Source organism: Pantoea sp. Cy-640 (genome assembly GCF_011752635.1).
GTDB lineage: Bacteria > Pseudomonadota > Gammaproteobacteria > Enterobacterales > Enterobacteriaceae > Pantoea > Pantoea dispersa.
Window position 1 is genome coordinate 194,708 of sequence record NZ_VWXB01000010.1, and the last position, 19,392, is coordinate 214,099.

Genomic DNA, 19,392 nt, shown 5'->3' on the forward strand with positions numbered 1-19,392 from the left:
TACACCCACTAAGCCGTGTGGTTTTGATGCGGTTGCTGCAGCAACTCCTCCAGTGAGACGTTTACGCCTTCCAGGGTAATCAGCTGCGTACTGCTGTACCCCGTGCCGCTGCCGTCACGGTCAATTGACAACACCGTATTGCCATCCGCGGTATGATCCACTTTCACAAAGTCATTGATATTACTGGTGGAATCATTCCAGCCGATCAGCAGACTGCTGACGTCGATCTTGTCACCCTGCGCGACGTTAAAGTCGGTCCAGGTGTCATGGCCGTTGCCACCGGTGGCATCTGCGCTGCTCAGCAGGTGGTAAACCAGCGTATCTGCGCCGGCACCGCTGGTAATGGTATCGTCGTAGGCGCTGCTGGTGAGGCTGTCAGCCGCGGCGCTGCCCGTGATGGTCGGGTGAAGCTCAATGGTAAAGGTGTTGCTGGTGATGGTGCCGTCGGACGACGCCAGGGTGTAGGTAAACACCTCCTTATGCGTGATGTTCTGGATATTCACATCCGCGTTCAGGGTATAGGTATAGCTACCGTTGGCGGCGATGGTCAGCACACCAAAGTCCCCGGCCACCGCCGTGCTGCCCACGCTGCTCACGGTGGTGAGATCGCCGTGCTCATTGAGGATGCTCAGCGTGCCGCTGTGGCTGACATTGCTGTCTCCCCAGATGCTGCCGCTGGCATCATGCTCGCTGCTGGTGGTGGTTTCCGCCGCCAGACTGGTGGTGGCGAACAGCGCGGTGGCCGCACCGTTATGCAACGTCACCGTCAGCGTCGCCGAGGTCACTGCACCGCTGGCATCCCGCACCGAGTAGGTGAAGGTGTCTGCGGATGGCAGGGTATCGATATCCAGCCCGGCCTTCAGCGTGTAGGTGTAGTTACCCTTCGCATCAATGGTCAGCGTACCGTAGGTGGTGTTGATCACCGTATTGCCGCTGGACGCCACCGCGCTGCTGCCCACCGACGCCACCGCCGTGCCGGACGGAATCGTCCCGGCGATCGAGCTGGTGTCGTTGGTCAGCAGGTTACCGGTGACCGTCGCGGCGGTGGTGACCGCCAGCGTGGTGAAATCCGACACCGTGCTTACCGTGGTGGTTGGCAACACGCTAATGTTGGTGGTGGCTGCGACCACCACCGCATAGTTGCCGGTCCCCAGTCCGGTGTAGGTGACGTTTGCCCCTTTCAGCGTACCGATCGTCAGCAGCGCGCTGATGTAGTTGGTCTTGATACTGATCAACTGCCACGAGCCGTTCGCCTGCTGTTCGTACAGGTTTAACGAATAGTTGGCGGCCACGCCGAGACTGGTCACCGAACCGTTGAGCGTCACGGTACGGCTGTCATCGTTACCCACGCTGAACAGGTAAGCATTACCGTTGTTCAGTACGCTGGCATTGAGCACCGTACCCAGCCCCACGGTCAGCAGCGCGGTGTGCGACGAGTTGACCGTACCGTTATTCACCGTCGCCTGCGTGCTGGTGTAATCCACCTCGTTGCTGTCGTTGGTCGCCACGATGCGAATCGCACCGGTCAGCGAGGCCCCCGGCGAGACGTTACCGGCGCGATCCGTCTGGATCACCGAGAGCGGCGCACCGGTGATCTGCGCGGTGGTGAGCGTCACCGACCAGTTGCCGCCGCTGCCGACCGTGGTGGTGCCGAGCGCGTTGCCGCTGGCATCGCGCACCGTTACCGTAGCCCCGACTTCACCGCTACCGGTGACAAGGGTACCGGCGCTGTTGATCGCCAGCCCGCTTACCGCCGCCGGAGGCAGGGTATCGACGTTCACCGTCGCCGTGATGTTGCCGGTGCTGACGTTACCGGCCGCATCGGTCACCGTGGTGCTCAGCGTGTGCGCGCCGTTCGCCAGCGTGGCGGTGGTGAAGCTCCAGCTGCCATCACTCCCCGCGGTCACAGAACCAATGGCGCTGGCACCGTCGTAGATGGTGACCACGGCACCCGCTTCCGTGGTGCCGCGCAGCGTTGGCGTGGTATCGCGCGTAAAGGCGCCGTTCGCCAGCGTCACCGGCGTACCGCTGATGTCATCAATGATGGTCAGCGTACTGGCGACCGGCACCACGGTATCAACGATCAGCGTGGTCGACACCTGCGGGCTGACGTTGCCCGCCGGGTCGGTCTGCGTCACGTTCAGCGTGTGGCTGCCGTTGCTCAGCGCGTTGCCTACCACGAAGCTCCAGCTGCCGTTGCTGCCCACCGTGGTGGTGCCCAGCAATGTGGTGCCGTCGTACACCGTGATGCGCGCGCCCGCCTCGCCGTTGCCGCTCAGCAGCGGCGTGCTGTCGTTGGTGACGCCATTATTCGGAATGGTCACCGCCGTGCTGCCGTTGTTGTTGAGCGCCAGCAGATTGGTGATGGCCGCCGGTGCCGTGGTATCGATGATCACCGTGGCCGCGGTGGTGCCGCTGACGTTACCTGCCGCATCCGTTACCGTCACCGTGATCGGGTGCGGACCGGCGCTCAGCGCAGCCAGTGGCGTGAAGCTCCAGCTGCCGTCGGCCTGCACAATCGCCGTGCCCAGTGCCAGACCGTTGTCCAGAATAGTGACGCGTGCCCCGGCCTCCGCCGCGCTGACGCTGCCGCGCAGCGTTGGCGTGGTGTCGTTGGTCGCGCCGCCGTTAACAATGGTGGCACCGGTCGCATCATTAATAATGGTGAGACTGGTGTTCGCTGGCGCCACCGTATCCACGGTGAGGTTAATCACCTCGGAACGGGGACTGACGTTGCCCGCGCTGTCGGTCACCGTCACGCTCAGCGCGTGGGCGGCATTGCTCAGCGTCGGCGAGACGAAGCTCCAGTTACCGCTGGCGTTAGCCTGCACCGTTCCGAGCAGCGTGTTGCCATCGTAAACCGTGACAATGGCGTTCGCTTCCGCCGTGCCCTGCAGCGTCGGCGTGCTGTCGTTGGTGACCCCGTTATTGACGATAGCCACACCGGTGACGTCGTTGGTCAGCGTCAGCCCGGTTGCCGCCAGCGGCGGCGCGGTGTCGACGGTCAGCGCAAGGGACGCTGCGGGACCGGTATTGCCTGCCGCATCGGTGGCCGTCACGCTGAAGGTGTGTAAACCGTCAGACAGGGTGCCAGTGACGAAGCTCCAGCTGCCGTTGCTGGCGGCGGTTACCGAACCCAGCACCGTATCACCATCGCGGATGGTCACAATGCTGTTGGCTTCCGCCGTGCCGCTCAGGCGTGGCGTGCTGTCATTAGTGACGCCACCCGCCGCAATCGCCACCGGCGTGCTGCCGTTGTTGTTTACCGCTGCCAGCCCGGTGATAGCCACCGGCGGCGTGGTGTCGATCACCAGCGTGGCGCTGGTGGTGACACTGACGTTACCGGCCGCATCGGTGACCGTGACGTTGAGCGTATGAAGCGTTTCGCTCAGCGCCGTGGCTGGCGTCAGCGTCCAGTTACCGTCACTGCCCACCAGCGCGGAACCGACCAGCGTGGTGCCATCCAGCACGGTGACGATGCTGCCCGCCTCCGCCCGACCGCTCAGCACCGGCGTGGTATCGCTGGTGACGCCGCCATTCGGGATGACGCTGCCGCTGACGTCGTTGGTGACCACCAGCGTGGCCGCGCCCGGCGCAACGGTATCGACGGTGATAGTTACCGGCGTGGTGCGCGGGCCGGTATTGCCCGCCGCATCGGTGACCGCCACGCTCAGCGCATGCGCACCGTTACCCAGCGTCGGTGAGACAAAGCTCCATGCGCCGCTGCCGTTCACAAGCGCCGTGCCGAGCAGCGTGTTGCCGTCATAAACACTAACCGTGGCGTTGGCCTCGGCGCTGCCGCTCAGCGTTGGCGTGGTGTCGTTAGTCGCGCCGCCAGCCGGTATGCTGACGCCGGTAACGTCGTTAGTGATGGTCAGGTTGGTGGCCACCAGCGGTGGCGTCGCATCAACGATCAGCGTCACGCTGAGCGCCTCGCCTGTGTTACCCGCCGCGTCCGTTTCCGTGACGCTGAAGGTATGGCTGCCGTCGCTCAGTGCCGCAGAGGTGTAACTCCAGTTACCGCTGCTGCCGACCGTCAGCGAGGCCACCACATCGCCATCGAGGCGAATGGTCACCACGCTGCCCGCTTCTGCCACACCGCGTAACAGTGGCGTGTTGTCATTAGTGGTACCGCCGTCAGCAATCGTCACCGGCGTGCTGCCGTTGTTGTTGCTGGCCGTCAGCGTCAGATCGTCCGGCGCCAGGGTATCAACGATTACCGTCGCGCTGGTGCTGGTGCTGACGTTGCCCGCCGCATCGGTCACCGAAACGCTCAGGGTGTGCGATCCTTCAATCAGCGCTGTCGCTGGCGTGTAGCTCCAGTTGCCGCTGGACGGCACGGTCAGCGTGGTCAGCACATCACCATTGTTGAGGATGGTGACCGTGCTGCCCGCTTCCGCTACACCGCTCAGGGTTGGCGTGGCATCGCTGCTGTAGCCGCCGTTGAGCACCGGCTGCGCGGTATCATCGTTGGTGATGACCAGCGTCGAAGCGTTCGGTGCGATGCTGTCCACAGTGAAGCTAAGCGCCGGGGTGCGGTCGCTGCTGTTACCTGCTGCATCGCTGACGCCCACGCTCAGCGCGTGCGCCCCTTCGCTCAATGCAGGCGTGGTCAGCGTCCAGCTTCCCCCTGCGCCCACCACCACCGACGCGATAGCGCTGTTGCCATCGTACACTGTGACCAGGCTGCCCACTTCGGCGCTGCCGCTGAGTACCGGCGTGTTGTCATTGATGACGCTGCCGTCGCTAATCGGCACCGCCGTACCGCTGCGATCGTTGCTGATTACCACATCAGCGGCCACCGCCGGCGCGGTGATATCCACGGTGAAGCCGAGGGTAGCCGATGGCGTCCCCTCATCACCGCCAGGGTTTTGCGCGGTAATGTAGTAGGCGTAGCTGCCTTCAGCCAGCGTCGGCGTATAGCTCCACTGGCCGTTAGCATCCGCCGTAACGCTGGTGATTACCGCATCCGTGTTTGCGTCATAAATACGAATCAGCTGACCGGCTTCGGCAGAGCCGCTGAGCGTTGGCGTAGTGTCGCGGGTTACCGCGCCGTCTGCCAGCGTCACCAGCGTCGTGCCTGTGTCGTCAGTGATTTGCAGCGTCGAGGTGGCTGGCGGCAGATCGGCCTGCACGTTAAGGCTGAACGCCGGCGTCGCCGTGCTGACGTTGCCCGCCGCATCGGTCACGGTCACGGTGAAGCTGTGAGGTCCGTTGTTGAGCGCCGCGGTCGTAAAGCTCCAGGCCCCGCCCGAGCCGGCCAGCGCAGTGCCCAGCAGCGTGGTGCCATCGTAGATGTTCACCGTGCTGCCGGCTTCTGCCGTACCGCTCAGGGTTGGCGTGTTGTCATCGGTCGACGCGCCGTCATCCAGCGGGCCCGTCGTGCCACCCACGTTGTCGGCGACCACCAGGTCAGGAACCGCGTCTGGCACCAGCGTATCGACGGTGATATTCACCGGCCCCGCCGGCTCGCTGACGTTGCCAGCGGCATCCACCACCTGCACCGAGAAAGCGTAGCTGCCATCCTGCAGCGCGCTGGTTTCAAAGCGCCATACGCCATTGGCATCGGCGACCACCGAGCCAATCACCGTATCGTCCTGCAACAGATTGATGATGGCACCGGCCTGCGCCGTTCCGCTCAGCACCGGCGTGGTGTCGTTGGTAAAGCTGCCATCCACCAGCTGCAGTGCGGTCGGACCGTTATTGGCGTTGACCTCAAACGACAGCACCGGATCCGGCCCGACAGTGTTGACCGTCACGCCAATGCTCACCGGGTCGCTGACGTTACCCGCGCTGTCACTGACGACCACCGTCAGCGTGTAGTTGCCGTTATCCAGCGGCGACGTATTCAGGCTCCAGTTGCCTTCGCTGTCCACCGTCGCCGACCCCACCAGCACGTTGCCGTTGTACACGTTGACGAGACCACCCGCCTCACCGCTGCCGCTCAGCAGCGGCGTGTTGTCGTTGGTGGCGCCACCGTTGGCGATGGTGACTGGATTATCCGGATCGTTGTCATTCTGCAGCAGCACGGCGCTGACCGGCTGCGGCGGCGTGGCATCAACCTGAACGGTGAAGCTGGAAGACGGCGCACTGACGTTGCCGAGGCTGTCCGTCACCGTAGCCGTCAGGGTGTGCTGACCATCGGTGAGCACGGGCGACAGGAACACCCATTCGCCGGCCGCATTGACGGTGGTCGAACCCAGCACCACATTGCCATCGTAAATGGTCACCAGGCTGTCAGCCTCCGCCGTACCGCTCAGGCGTGGCGTGTTGTCATTGGTATAGGTGCCATCAGGTACCAGTACCAGATCGGTGCCGTTGTCGTTATTTACTTCCAGCGTGGCCTGGGCCGGAGCCTGGCTATCCACGGTAAAGGTAATCGGTGCCGACGCCGGCCCGGTGTTACCGGCCGCATCGGTGACCGTCACCGTCAGGCTGTGCGCCGCGTTGGTGAGGGTTGGCACGTTGAAACTCCACGCGCCGTCACTGCCCGCAATCGCCGTACCAATCGGCGCGCCATTATCCAGAATGTTCACCGTGCTGCCCGGCTCAGCAACGCCCGCCAGCAGCGGCGTGGTATCGCTGGTGGTCGATCCCGACGGAATATCCACCAGCGCACTGCCGTTGTCATTGGAGAGACTGATTTCCGTCACCTGATCCGGAGCGGTGGCGTCAATCACCAACTGTGCCGTAACCGGCGCGCTGACGTTGCCCGCCGCGTCGCGCGCCACAACGGTTAAGGTGTAGCTGCCGTCACTCAGCGCGCTGGCCGGCGTGAAGCTCCAGCTGCCGCTGCTGCCGACAGTGACGCTGCCCACCGGACCGTCCTGCGAGGTAATCACAATCAGGCTGCCCGGATCGCCGCTGCCGCTCAGCACCGGCGTGTTGTCACTGGTTAAGCCGCCGTTCGGGATGGTGACCGGATCGCCGTTGCCATTGTCGCTGGCGACGCTCAGCTGGGTGACCGCCGACGGTGCTACGGTATCGACGGTGATCGCCACACTGGCGCTCGGTGCACTGACATTGCCGGCGACGTCGGTGACCGTCACGCTGAGGCTGTGCGAGCCATCGGTCAGTTCAGGTGAGAAGGTCCATGCGCCGTCGTTACCTGCCGTCGCCGTGCCGATAGGCGTCTGTCCGTCATAGACGATGATGGTGCTGTTCGGCTCCGCCGTTCCGCTGAGCAGCGGCGTGCTGTCATTGGTGTTGCTGCCTGAGGTGATTGGCGTGGCCGGATCGACATTGTTGTTCACCAGCAGCAGATCGACGACCGCGTCCGGCGCCGTGGTATCCACGGTAAAGCTAATCGGCGCGGAAGGATCGCTGACGTTACCCGCCGCATCAGTCACCGTTACCGTCAGGCTGTGATCGCCCTCGTCCAGCGTACCGGTAACAAACTGCCAGCTGCCATCGGCGCCCACGGTCACAGAACCGATCGGCGTCGTGCTGTCGCCATCGTAGACAGTGATGATACTGCCCGCCGTGGCGCTGCCGGAGAGCTGCGGCGTAGTGTCGTTGGTCGCGCCATTGGCGGCAATCGCCACCAGCGTGCTGCCATCGTTATTGCTCAGCACCACGTCCACTGGCGCTGCCGGTGGCGTGAGATCAACGGTGAAGGTGTACGGCGCGGACTCCGGCCCGACGTTGCCTGCCGGATCGGTGACGCTGGCCGTCAGGCTGTGACTGCCCGCTTCCAGGGCGGTATCTGGCGTGAAGCGCCAGCTGCCGTCATTGCCGGCGGTAGCCGAGCCGATGATCACGCCGTTGTCGCGCACGATCACTACGCTGTCAGGCTCGGCGCTACCGCTCAACACTGGTGTGGTGTCGTTGGTCGCTCCGCCAGAGGCCACCGGTACGGCCGGATCAACCTCATCGTTCACCAGCAGCAGGCCGGTCGGCTCGGCCGGTGCCGTGGTATCCACGGTAAAATCAATTGCCGCGGACGGTGCGCTAACGTTGCCCGCCGGGCTGGTAACCGTGGTGGCCAGGCTATGTTCGCCCTGGCTCAGCGTCGGTACCGCATAGGTCCATGTGCCACCGGCACCCACCAGCACGCTGCCCAGCACCGTGTTGCCATCAAGGATGGTGACGGTACTGCCGGCATCGGCGGTGCCGCTCAGCTGCGGCGTGGTGTCGTTGGTCGCGGTGCCGCTGTTGATCGGCTGCAGCGTCTCGCCGTTATCGTTGTTCAGCACGACATCAACGGCGGCAGACGGCGTGGTGAGATCGATTGTGAAATCAAACGCATCAGACACCGGCCCGCTGTTGCCCGCCGTGTCGGTGACAACGGTGGTCAGGCTATGCGTGCCCGCCTCCAGTGCCGGATCCGGCGTGAAGCTCCAGTTGCCGTTTGCATCGGCCTGCGCCGAGCCAATCACGCTGCCATTGTCGTAAATCGCGACGAGGCTGCCCGGCTCTGCGCTGCCGCTGAACAGCGGCGTGGTGTCATTAGTGACGCCATCCGCCGCGATCGGCAGCGGCGTTGCGCCCTGATCGTTAACCAGCAGCAAGTCTGCGGCGGGCGCTGGATCGGTGAGATCGATGTTCACCTCCAGCGGGGCCGACGGTGCACTGGTATTGCCAGCCGGACTGGTTTCGGTCGCCGTCAGGCTGTGCGGCCCCTCGCCCAGCGCAGTGGCTGGCGTGAAGCTCCAGCTGCCATCGTCGTTAACGGTGGTGGTGCCCAGCACGGTATTGCCATCCGAGACGGTGATGGTACTGCCGGCGGTGCCGCTGCCGCTCAGGACCGGCGTGGTGTCGTTAGTGGCACCGCTGGTGATCAGCACCGGCGTGCCGCTCTGATCATCACTGAGCTGCACATTGCCCGGCGCGGCTGGCGTGGTGGTATCGATGGTAAAGCTGAGGGCGGCCGAGGGTTCGCTGGTATTGCCGGCGGTATCGGTCACCGTCGCCGTCAGGCTATGGTCGCCCGCCGCCAGCACCGGTGCAGTGAAGCTCCAGCTACCGTCGTTGCCGACGGTGGCGGTGCCCAGTACCGTATCGCCATCGGAAATGGTCACGGTGCTGCCCGGTTCCGCGCGGCCACTCAGCACCGGCGTGGTGTCATTGGTGAGGCCATTGCTGACCGGCACCGCTGTGCCGCTCTGGTCGTTGCTGAGCAGCAGCTCGCTGGCCACGGCAGGGGCGCTGGTATCGACGATGACAATCACCGCCGTGCTGCCCGGCCCGGTATTGCCCGCCGTGTCGGTAACGGTGGACGTCAGGTTGTGCTGCCCTTCGCTCAGCGGATCGGTCGGGGTGAAGCTCCAGCTGCCGTCGCTGCCTGCCGTCGCCGTGCCCAGCACCGTATCGCCGTCGCTGACGGTCACCGTGCTGCCAGGTTCAGCGGTACCGCTCAGGGTTGGCGTGGTGTCATTGGTGCTGCCGCCCGCGGCAACCGGTGTGCCGTCGCCATTGCTGAGCTGCAGATTGCCTGCCGCCGCCGGTGCCTGCGTATCGACGGTGACGGTTACCGGTGTTGACGCCGGTCCGGTGTTGCCGGCCGCATCGGTCACGGTGCTGGTCAGGCTGTGGCTGCCATCGCTGAGGGGCGGCGTGGTGAAACTCCAGTTGCCATCGTTGCCCACCGTGGTGCTGCCAATCACCGTACCGCCATCGGAGATAATCACCACACCGCCAGCTTCGCCGCTGCCGCTCAGGGTTGGCGCAGAGACGTTAGTGCTGCCTGTGCCCAGCGGATCGCCGTCATCGTTGGTCAGCTGGATGCCTGTCGGTGCCGCGGGCGCGACGGTGTCGATGGTGATGGTGATCACCGGCGAATCCGTCACCGTGCCGCTGCCGTTATCGGCGCTGGCGCGGAATGCGTAGGTGCCGTCGGCCAGCGCCGCTGGCGTGAAGCTCCACTGTCCGTTGCTGCCCGCGACCACGCTGCCCAAAACCGTGCTGCCGTTGTACAGGGTGACGAGATCGCCCGCCCCGGCCTGGCCGCTGAGAATCGGCGTGCTGTCGGTGGTGCTGTCGTTATTGGCCAGTTCGACCAGTGTGCTGCCGTTATCATCGGTGACAATCAGCAGGCTGCTGGTGGCCGGCACGCCCGCCTCAATGTTGACCGTGAACACCGGCGATGCCGGGCTGACGTTGCCGGCCGCGTCAGTCACCGTGGTGGTCAGGCTGTGCTGCCCGTTGGTGAGCGGATCTGGCGTAAAGCTCCAGCTGCCGTTGCTGCCGGCGGTAACGCTACCGAGCAGCGTGGTACCGTCATAGATACGCACCACCGCGCCCGCTTCTGCCGAACCGCTCAGGGCTGGCGTGCGATCGTCGGTGGTCTGGCCGGAAGCCAGCGCGCCGGTGACGCTGCCCGCGTTATCCGTCACCTGCAGGCCGCTGACGGCGGCAGGCGCGGTGGTGTCAACGCTAAAGGCGATCGGCGTTGATGCCGGACTGACGTTGCCGGCGGCATCGGTCACCGTGGTGCTCAGGCTGTGATTGCCCTCGCCCAGCGCTGGCGTGGTGAAGCTCCAGCTGCCGTTACTGCCCACGCTGACGCTGCCGAGAACGGTGTTGCCGTCGCGAATCGTGACAATACTGCCGGCTTCCGCCGTGCCGCTCAGCAGCGGTGTCGCATCGTTAATCGCGCTGCCGCCCGTCACCGGCTGTGCGGTACTGCCGGCATCGTTCAGCAGTGCCAGATCGCTGGCTGCCGCCGGTGGCGTGGTATCAACCGTAATGTTCAGGGTGACGGTGTCAATCACATTGCCGTCAACGTCGGTAATGGTGGCGCTGAACGCGTGGCCGCCCTCACTCAGGTTGCTCAGGGCAAAGCTCCACTGCCCATTGCCATCGGCGGTGGTGCTGCCGAGCAGATCGCCGCCGTCAAAGATGCGGACGAGGCTGCCCGCCCGGGTCAGGCCGGCGAGGGTCGGGCTGTCGTCATTGGTGACGGCGCCGTTTTGCAGTGAGACGAGGGTATTGCCGCTGTCACCCACCAGCTCAATGCTGGCGCTGGCGGGTGGCAGCGCAGCGTCCACATTGACCACAAATTCCGCGGTCGCGCTGCTGACGTTGCCCGCCGCATCAGTTTGCGTAACGGTCAGGCTGTGGCTGCCGTTGCTGAGCGCTGGCGTGGTAAAGCTCCAGCTGCCGTTGGCCCCGACAAGGGTATTGCCCAGGAGCGTGCTGCCGTCGTAAATGCTGATCAGCGCACCGGCTTCGCCGCTGCCGCTCAGGGTAGGTGTGTTGTCATCGGTGGTAGCGCCCGACGTCAGCGGGCCCTGGCTGGCACCCACGTTGTCGATCACCTGCAGATCGCCGATCGCCGCCGGTGCGGTGGTATCGACGGTGACCACAATAGCCGCTGACGCCGGACCGGTGTTGCCGGCGCTGTCGGTTACCGTGGTAGTCAGGCTGTGATTGCCGTCGCTGAGCGCTGGCGTGGTGAAGCTCCAGCTGCCGTTACTGCCGACGATAGCCGTGCCGAGCACGACGTTGCCATCGCGTACCGTAACGGTGCTGCCGGCCTCTGCCGTGCCGCTCAGCACCAGCGTGTTGTCATTGCTGCTGCCGCCGGCGGCAATCGGCGTCACCGTGCCATTACTGTCGCCGGTCAGCAGCAGATCGCCTGCCGCGCCGGGCGCCACGGTATCAATGGTGACCGTCAGGGTGACGGAGGTGGTGACGTTACCGGCGGCGTCGGTGGCAACCGCGCGGAACGCGTAAGTACCATCTGCCAGCGTGGCGGGAGTGAAGCGCCACTGACCGCTGCCGTCGGCAATAGTACTGCCCAGCAGCGTGGTGCCGTTGTACAGCGTGATGACGGCGTTAGCGCTCGCCAGGCCGCTCAGCACCGGCGTGCTGTCTTTGGTGCTGGCACCATCGCTCAGCGTGCGCAGCGTGGTATCGCTATCGTCGGTAATTTGCAGCGAACTGCTGGTTGACGGCAGGCCCGCCTGAATCGTCACCACAAACGGCGAGGACGCAGCGCTGACGTTGCCGGCAGCGTCCGTCAGCGTCACGGTCAGGCTGTGGCTGCCATTGCTCAGCGCTGGCGTGGTAAAACTCCAGTTGCCGTTCGCGCCCACCAGCGCCGTGCCGAGCAGCGTCTGACCATCGTAAACGCTGACCACAGCGCCCGCTTCACCGCGACCGCTCAGGGTCGGCGTGTTGTCATCGCTGCTCGATCCGTTTGGTACCGGCGTGGTGCTGCCGCCGCTGTTGTTGGTCAGGGCCACGTCCGTGGCCACTGCCGGTGGCTGCGTATCGACAGTGAAATCAACCGGGCTGGTGGCCGGACTGGTGTTGCCGGCCGCATCGGTGACAGTAACCGTCAGGCTGTGCTGCCCTTCACCCAGGGCGGGTGTCGTGAAGCTCCAGCGGCCATCGGCACCGACGGTGACCGTACCCAGCAGCGTGGTGCCGTCGTAAATACTGACAATGGTCCCCGCTTCGGCCGTGCCGCTCAGTGTAGGCGTGTTGTCATCGGTGCTGGTGCCACCCGTGATAGCGCCCTGCACGCTGCCCGCGTTATCCGTGATCAGCAGATCGCTGACTGCCGCCGGAGCCGTGGTATCACCGCCGCCGCCATTGTCGCCGCCGCCGTTATCCCCACCGCCGCCACCGCCACCGCCGTTATTACCGGCGATCAGCGCACCGATACCGGCCAGCGCGGCGCCGGCGATACCAAAGGCGGTTAGTGTTCCGTCACCCGTGACGTTTTCCGCTAACAGCCCTTCCGTGCTGTCGATAGAGACAAACTGGAAGCCTTCTGTGCCGGGGTCTTCCACCCACCACAGCGCGCCTTTGTCGTCCTGCAGCACCAGATCGCTGTCGCCGTTAGCATCGTAGAATTTATGAATAACAACGACTTCACCGGATTTAGTGGTGACCACTAAATCACTACCATTGCGTGTGAAAGACTTAATATCAGCCTGATTAAGGTTGAGCTTAACCACACTGGGAGCAGTCAAATTAACCTGATTACCGCTCACTTCAGTAGCAATCGTTCCGCCTTTAGGCGTTACAGAGATATTGTTCATTTTATCGATATCCCGCGCAGTTATAAGCTTAATGGCATCCATAAAAACGCCCGGTATCGCCAGACACCGGTATTCTTCGCGAATAATTCAATGAATTACTCACATCCTCTCCAGGCCGGTTTCATCTGCCAGAGGCACAGTGAAAACGCGCTGAGTCGTTATTTGCCGCTCGCCCGAAAAACAGTTCTGCCGAACTCTTTTCAGACTTGCGCCAACAAATCAGTGAGATAGACGCTCTTCCAGTGGTAGCCTTGCATGCCGTAAATTGATTTTTGCGACAGCAAATCAACCTGACGTTGATGTTCAACGCCCTCAATAATCACGCCGCGACATAATTGATTGAGGTGGTCGAGCAGAATGTCGAAAGTGCGATCTTCGCCAAATTGCCAAAAAAAATTTTTATCAATCTTGACGATGTCGAATATTCCGCTATCGAGCATGGTCAGGTTGGAATAACCCGGACCAAAGTCATCGAGCCATAACGGGGCCGGCGTGATTTTGGCTACGCCTTTCAGGATCAGCAGGTCGGCACTATTAAAACGTGCGGTGAAGAAGGCAGAGATTTCCAGCCGTAATCGCGTCAGCGCGGCCAGTTTTCTTTGTATTTCAGCATCTTTAAAAATGCCTGAAACAATATCTCTGTCTACATTAACGCTGATGACCTGCTCAAACCCCGCATGGTAAAGCTGAATAAGTTTTTCGACCTGGTGGAGGAATAACTGCCATTTTTCGTCAGCAGAAAGCCGACTGAAGAACCCTGCATCCCTGTCAGGGTTACGCTTATTATTGGTATCTGCATCATCTGCGAAACGCGTCAACAATTCCCATGCCACCACTTCACCGGAAATAGCGTGAACCGGCTCCAGCATCAGAATGTAGTCGGATTTGCAGCGCATTTTACGATCCTTACACTGGCTGATAGCGCGTTAAACCGTCAGCTTTTCTCATGTGATTCGTAAGGGAAACATCGATAAAACTTAACACCTTAACTGAAGGTTAACTTACAACTTACATTTTGAAAAATAGATTTCAGTGAACAACAGCGTGAACTTTAATCGTTTAAACCAATCAATAAAGCTTCATTTTCATTACACTTTTCACATAAAGATCAGATAATTCTTAGTATCTGGATTTTTTCTTATCGGCCTTGACAAAAAATAAAACCAATACTCAATTGATTAGTAAGGAATAAATTATACGTCATTGGTATAAATTCTGTCTTTGTCCTTAAGATGGGATATTGCACTGCTTGAAACGGGATTCCAGAAAGCGTCAAAAAACCGACAGCCTGCACATCGCTCAACCAACGCCTTATGCTTAAATTTTTATTATAGATAGCCAGAAACTCATAAAAGAAAGATTTGTCATTTTCGGGCAGGTGCAACACTAAGCCACAGATTTAAAAAACGTTTTTTTCGCTGCCGAGGCGCTTTCGCTGCTGAATTAAGCAGATAGCTTTTGTTAATAAACGGTTTGAATTTGCTGTTTCGGCCGGGATAATTTCAGAGTGATAGCGATCACGAATTGAATAAATGGCAGGAAGGATTGTAAGGGAAGGTGATAATAACGGGCTCCAGCCGGAGCCCGTTGCGGGAAATACACTTACTCGTCTTCGAGATAGGTGTAGCCGTAAAGTCCACTCTCAAACTCTTCAAGGAACTGCGCCCGCAGCTCTTCGTCAATATCCTGCTGCTGTTTTACCTGATCGCGGAATAACGTCATCAGATCGTTAGGATTGAGCTGCACGTATTGCAGCATATCCGCCACGGTATCCCCTTCATCAGACAGCTGCACTTCTACGCTGCCATCCGGGAAGGCGAAGACGTCAACCGCTTCGGTATCGCCAAACAGGTTGTGCATGTTACCAAGGATTTCCTGATACGCCCCGACCATGAAGAAGCCCAGCATCGGTGGATTATCCACATTGTACTCTGGCATTGGCATGGTGGTGGCAATACCGTCGCCGTCAACGTAGTGATCGATGGTGCCATCGGAATCACAGGTGATATCCAGCAGTACCGCACGACGCTGCGGAGTTTTGTTCAGCCCTTCCAGCGGCAGTACCGGGAACAGCTGATCGATGCCCCACGCATCCGGCATCGACTGGAACAGCGAGAAGTTGACGTAAATCTTGTCCGCCATGCGCTCCTGCAGCTCATCAATGATCGGCCGATGGGCGCGGTTGCTCGGGTCAAGGTGCTGCTGAATATAGTGGCAGATGCTGAGATACAGCTGCTCTGCCCAGGCGCGCTGACCGAGATCGTAGGTGCCTGACGAATAGCCGGTATGGATGTCGAACAGGTCCATCTGGCTGTCATGCAGCCATTCGCGCAGCGAACGGCGTACGCTTGGCTCGTGCATCTCCTGCCAGGTATCCCACAGGCTCTGAATCGGGCGCGGTGAGTCGGCATCCGGTGCGACCGGCGTACTGAATTCATTGCGCTCAACGCCGATGATGTTGGAGACCAGCACGGTATGATGCGCGGTCACCGCACGCCCCGATTCCGTAATCACGGTCGGATGCTCCAGACCGTGCTCTTCACAGGCGTCGCCGATGGCCCAGATCACGTTATTGGCGTATTCGTTCAGGCCGTAGTTGACTGAACAGTCTGACTGCGAACGTGTGCCTTCGTAGTCAACCCCAAGCCCGCCGCCGACGTCAAAGCACTTGATGTTGACGCCCAGCTTCGCCAGCTCAACATAGAAGCGCGCCGATTCACGCACGCCGGTGGCGATATCGCGAATATTGGACATCTGCGAGCCGAGGTGGAAATGCAGCAGCTGCAGGCTGTCGAGACGACCCGCTTTGCGCATGATATCGACCAGCTGCAGCACCTGCGATGCCGCCAGACCAAATTTGGATTTCTCGCCGCCGCTCGACTGCCACTTACCGGAACCCTGCGATGCCAGACGGGCGCGGATGCCGAGGCGCGGCACTACGTTTAGCCGCTCGGCTTCTTCCAGCACCAGGCGCACTTCGGTCATCTTCTCAATCACCAGATAGACTTTATGGCCGAGCTTTTCACCAATCAGCGCCAGACGGATATATTCGCGGTCTTTATAGCCGTTACACACTATCACCGAGCGGGTTTTACCGGCGTGCGCCAGCACCGCCATCAGCTCAGCTTTGGAACCCGCCTCCAGCCCCAGCGGCTCGCCGGAGTTGACCAGCGATTCAATCACGCGCTTATGCTGGTTAACTTTGATCGGGTAAACCAGGAAGTAGTCGCCCTTATAGCCGTAGGATTCACGCGCGCGTTTAAAGGCGGCATTAATCGAACGCAGACGGTGCTGCAGAATTTGCGGGAAGCAGAACAGCGCAGGCAGGCGCTGGCCGTCGGCCTCGCGCTCTTTAACCAGCTTCGCCAGGTCAACGCGCACTTCCGGCTGATCCGGATCCGGGCAGACGCTGATGTGGCCGAGTTCGTTGACGTCGTAATAGTTGTTTCCCCACCAGGCAATGTTGTAGGTGCGCAGCATTCTGCTTGCGTCCTGATCGTTCATTGCCACCTCCTGCATCGAGCGGAGTACACCCTGTTCGCCAGCTGACGAACCCTTGATATTCTTCATGTCGTCAGACATCACGAACCTCAATTTTCCGTTGAAATATGAAAAAGTTGCCGGATTTTGCTGCTACTGCGCCGGATGGAAATTTCCTCACTCTGCTTATCTTGCCTCAGCAGGTTACCGTGCGCCTTACTGAGGTTAAGTGTAAAACACCGTGCCGGAAGCGGTGCACAACGGGGCAAAATCGTCCCGCATCACCTCACCACAGGCGAGTGAAACACAGCAGAGAAACTGGGGGAATAGCTTAGCCGGCGCTCGTGTCGGGATAATTACCGCAACGCAGAAAACTTCGACGAGAGAAAAGAGCAGAACTGGAAATGGAAAGGCGTGCCAGCGCGCCAGAACGGCGCCGTGAACCGAAGAGAGCGAAAATGTGGTTCATTGTTTTTATCACCTCCAGCGCCTGCTAACAGCATGCGGAAACGGAGTGGATGAAAATCAGATCAACAGCCTCTGACAGCGCGACGCACGGGGGCGTCATCCATGGGACAACTGCGGCGTTTTATACAGTCTGACGCGGCAAAATGCAAAATCTTTGTCGGCGCGCTGCGGCGGGTGTCAGGAAAATATTCCAGTTGATCTGTAGCGATAAATGCGGATGGCGAAAAAGCACTGGAAAAACGCGCACTGAGTGACCTAAAATAGCCGTCCAGATGGTTTTCCATCTAAACTGATTAACATCCAGGCGGTGTGAGCCTGGTACGCTGACACTTCCTACTGCTTGCGGCTTTGCCTGAAGGGGCGTCGAGCTGGCATCATCCCGCTTACGCTATGCAGTCGAATTCAAACCATTTGCAAGGTAAAGAACAGAATGGCTAAACACCTTTTTACATCCGAGTCCGTATCAGAAGGACATCCTGATAAAATCGCCGATCAGATTTCCGATGCCGTGCTGGACGCCATCCTTGAACAGGATCCCAAAGCACGCGTCGCCTGCGAAACCTACGTAAAAACCGGTATGGTGCTGGTTGGCGGTGAGATCACCACCAGCGCCTGGGTCGATATCGAAGAGATCACCCGTAATACCGTACGTGAAATCGGCTATGTTCATTCCGATATGGGCTTTGATGCTAACTCCTGTGCGGTGCTGAGCGCGATTGGTAAACAGTCGCCGGACATCAACCAGGGCGTAGACCGTACCGATCCGCTGGAACAGGGCGCGGGCGACCAGGGCCTGATGTTTGGTTACGCCACCAATGAAACCGACGTGCTGATGCCGGCACCGGTGACCTACGCGCATCGTCTGGTGCAGCGTCAGGCTGAAGTGCGTAAAAACGGTACGCTGCCATGGCTGCGCCCGGATGCCAAAAGCCAGATTACCTTCCAGTACGACGGCGGCAAGATTGTCGGTATCGATGCGGTAGTGCTGTCAACTCAGCATTCAGAAGAGATTTCTCAGGCCGATCTGCGTGAAGCGGTGATGGAAGAGATCATCAAGCCGGTACTGCCGACCGAGTGGATTAACGCCAGCACCAAATACCACATCAACCCAACCGGTCGTTTCGTGATCGGCGGCCCGATGGGCGACTGCGGCCTGACCGGTCGTAAAATCATCGTCGATACCTACGGCGGCATGGCCCGTCACGGCGGCGGCGCGTTCTCCGGTAAAGATCCGTCGAAAGTTGACCGCTCAGCGGCTTACGCTGCGCGCTACGTGGCGAAAAACATCGTTGCCGCTGGCCTGGCCGATCGCTGCGAAATCCAGGTTTCTTACGCGATTGGTGTGGCAGAACCGACCTCAATCATGGTGGAAACCTTCGGTACCGAGAAAGTTTCAACCGAACAGCTGACGCTGCTGGTGCGTGAGTTCTTCGACCTGCGTCCATACGGTCTGATTCAGATGATGGATCTGCTGAAGCCAATCTACAAAGAAACCGCTGCCTACGGTCACTTTGGTCGTGAACACTTCCCGTGGGAACAGACCGACAAAGCCGCCCAGCTGCGCGAGGCCGCAGGCCTGTAATCTCCGCGGGTGGGGGCGAAGGCCCTCACCCCGATCTTCTCTTAGCGGAGAAGGTAAAATCGAGCCCGCGCAAGCGGGCTTTTTTATAACAGCAAACTTTTATTTTAATACGCTGAATGTACTACTTTTCCGTACACTCTCTGGAAGACTATTAAAAAGCTATTTTTTTAGGTTTATAGTCAACTCACCCATATGCAATGAATAATAAACACTCCCAACATTTATAAAAACCGGATAGTCTTTTAATAAGCATCTTTTTTCGCTTTTTATTTTCTCAAAACAAATGTAATCCTCATCACTTTCGCCAGAGAAATCCTTTTCAGAAAACGATAAAGATTTATATCCGCCGTTAAAATTCACCACGAATATGGATTTTAAATCGTGTTGCTGCGGGTTCGGTAGCTGATCAATCATTGGCTTAAGTTTATTCATCCACCAATTCTCAAGTGCTTTACCTGATGCGGGGGGATGCTGAACAACGACCATTAATGCGCCATTCCCCGAAAAAAAACCTTTGATTACGGGGTGATAGAAAGCCTCCACCCTAAAATATTTTGAGAAAAAGACGGCACCCAGTGTCAATATGACTATTGTGGCTTTAGCTGTTTTAAACATGATAACTCTGGTTTCTCATCCAAAGTGAAATTGGCATGATGTATTGATGATTGTAAGTCCGCTATTTCAGGTCGCCATGAATGGCGCCCCTACATCTGAGCGGGTTACTTTTTGTAGGGTGCGCATTTAGGTACAAACCGGCCACATGGGTAACACTTTAGACCGGGCACATGGGTAACAGTTATAAACGGCATAGCAGAGGAGACTCACTATGCCCTGGACTGAGACTGTTACCATGCAACGCCTTGAATTCAT

5 protein-coding genes are annotated in these 19,392 nt (G+C 59.9%); 1 reads left to right on the plus strand and 4 read right to left on the minus strand.

The annotated features are described in order from the left end of the window. Positions 1-8: 8 nt before the first annotated feature. The 3 genes from F3J36_RS21165 to speA form a co-directional block, all read right to left on the minus strand. Complete coding sequence (locus tag F3J36_RS21165; protein ID WP_166720518.1) at positions 9-12,992, minus strand: Ig-like domain-containing protein; 12,984 nt, start codon at positions 12,990-12,992, stop codon at positions 9-11. A 200-nt stretch (positions 12,993-13,192) separates the two neighbouring features. After that, complete coding sequence (locus F3J36_RS21170) at positions 13,193-13,888, minus strand: EAL domain-containing protein (RefSeq protein ID WP_058757107.1); 696 nt, start codon at positions 13,886-13,888, stop codon at positions 13,193-13,195. Between the two features lie 706 nt (positions 13,889-14,594). Further along, positions 14,595-16,574: a biosynthetic arginine decarboxylase gene (gene speA, locus F3J36_RS21175; protein WP_166720519.1), complete on the minus strand. Its 1,980-nt coding sequence runs from the start codon at positions 16,572-16,574 to the stop codon at positions 14,595-14,597. 796 nt (positions 16,575-17,370) lie between these two features. Between speA and metK the strand changes: the two genes are divergently transcribed. Then, positions 17,371-18,522, plus strand: coding sequence for a methionine adenosyltransferase (gene metK, locus F3J36_RS21180; protein WP_021506636.1), 1,152 nt, complete (start codon positions 17,371-17,373; stop codon positions 18,520-18,522). 159 nt (positions 18,523-18,681) lie between these two features. Here the strand turns inward: metK and F3J36_RS21185 are convergent, their stop codons facing one another. After that, positions 18,682-19,137, minus strand: a complete 456-nt coding sequence (locus F3J36_RS21185) for a DUF943 family protein (RefSeq protein ID WP_166720520.1) — start codon at positions 19,135-19,137, stop codon at positions 18,682-18,684. Positions 19,138-19,392: the final 255 nt, after the last annotated feature.

Coding starts and splice junctions, on each gene's coding strand:
- F3J36_RS21165 (WP_166720518.1), bottom strand. CDS start 12,992: ATGAACAATATCTCTGTAACGCCTAAAGGCGGAACGATTGCTACTGAA.
- F3J36_RS21170 (WP_058757107.1), bottom strand. CDS start 13,888: ATGCGCTGCAAATCCGACTACATTCTGATGCTGGAGCCGGTTCACGCT.
- speA (WP_166720519.1), bottom strand. CDS start 16,574: ATGTCTGACGACATGAAGAATATCAAGGGTTCGTCAGCTGGCGAACAG.
- metK (WP_021506636.1), top strand. CDS start 17,371: ATGGCTAAACACCTTTTTACATCCGAGTCCGTATCAGAAGGACATCCT.
- F3J36_RS21185 (WP_166720520.1), bottom strand. CDS start 19,137: ATGTTTAAAACAGCTAAAGCCACAATAGTCATATTGACACTGGGTGCC.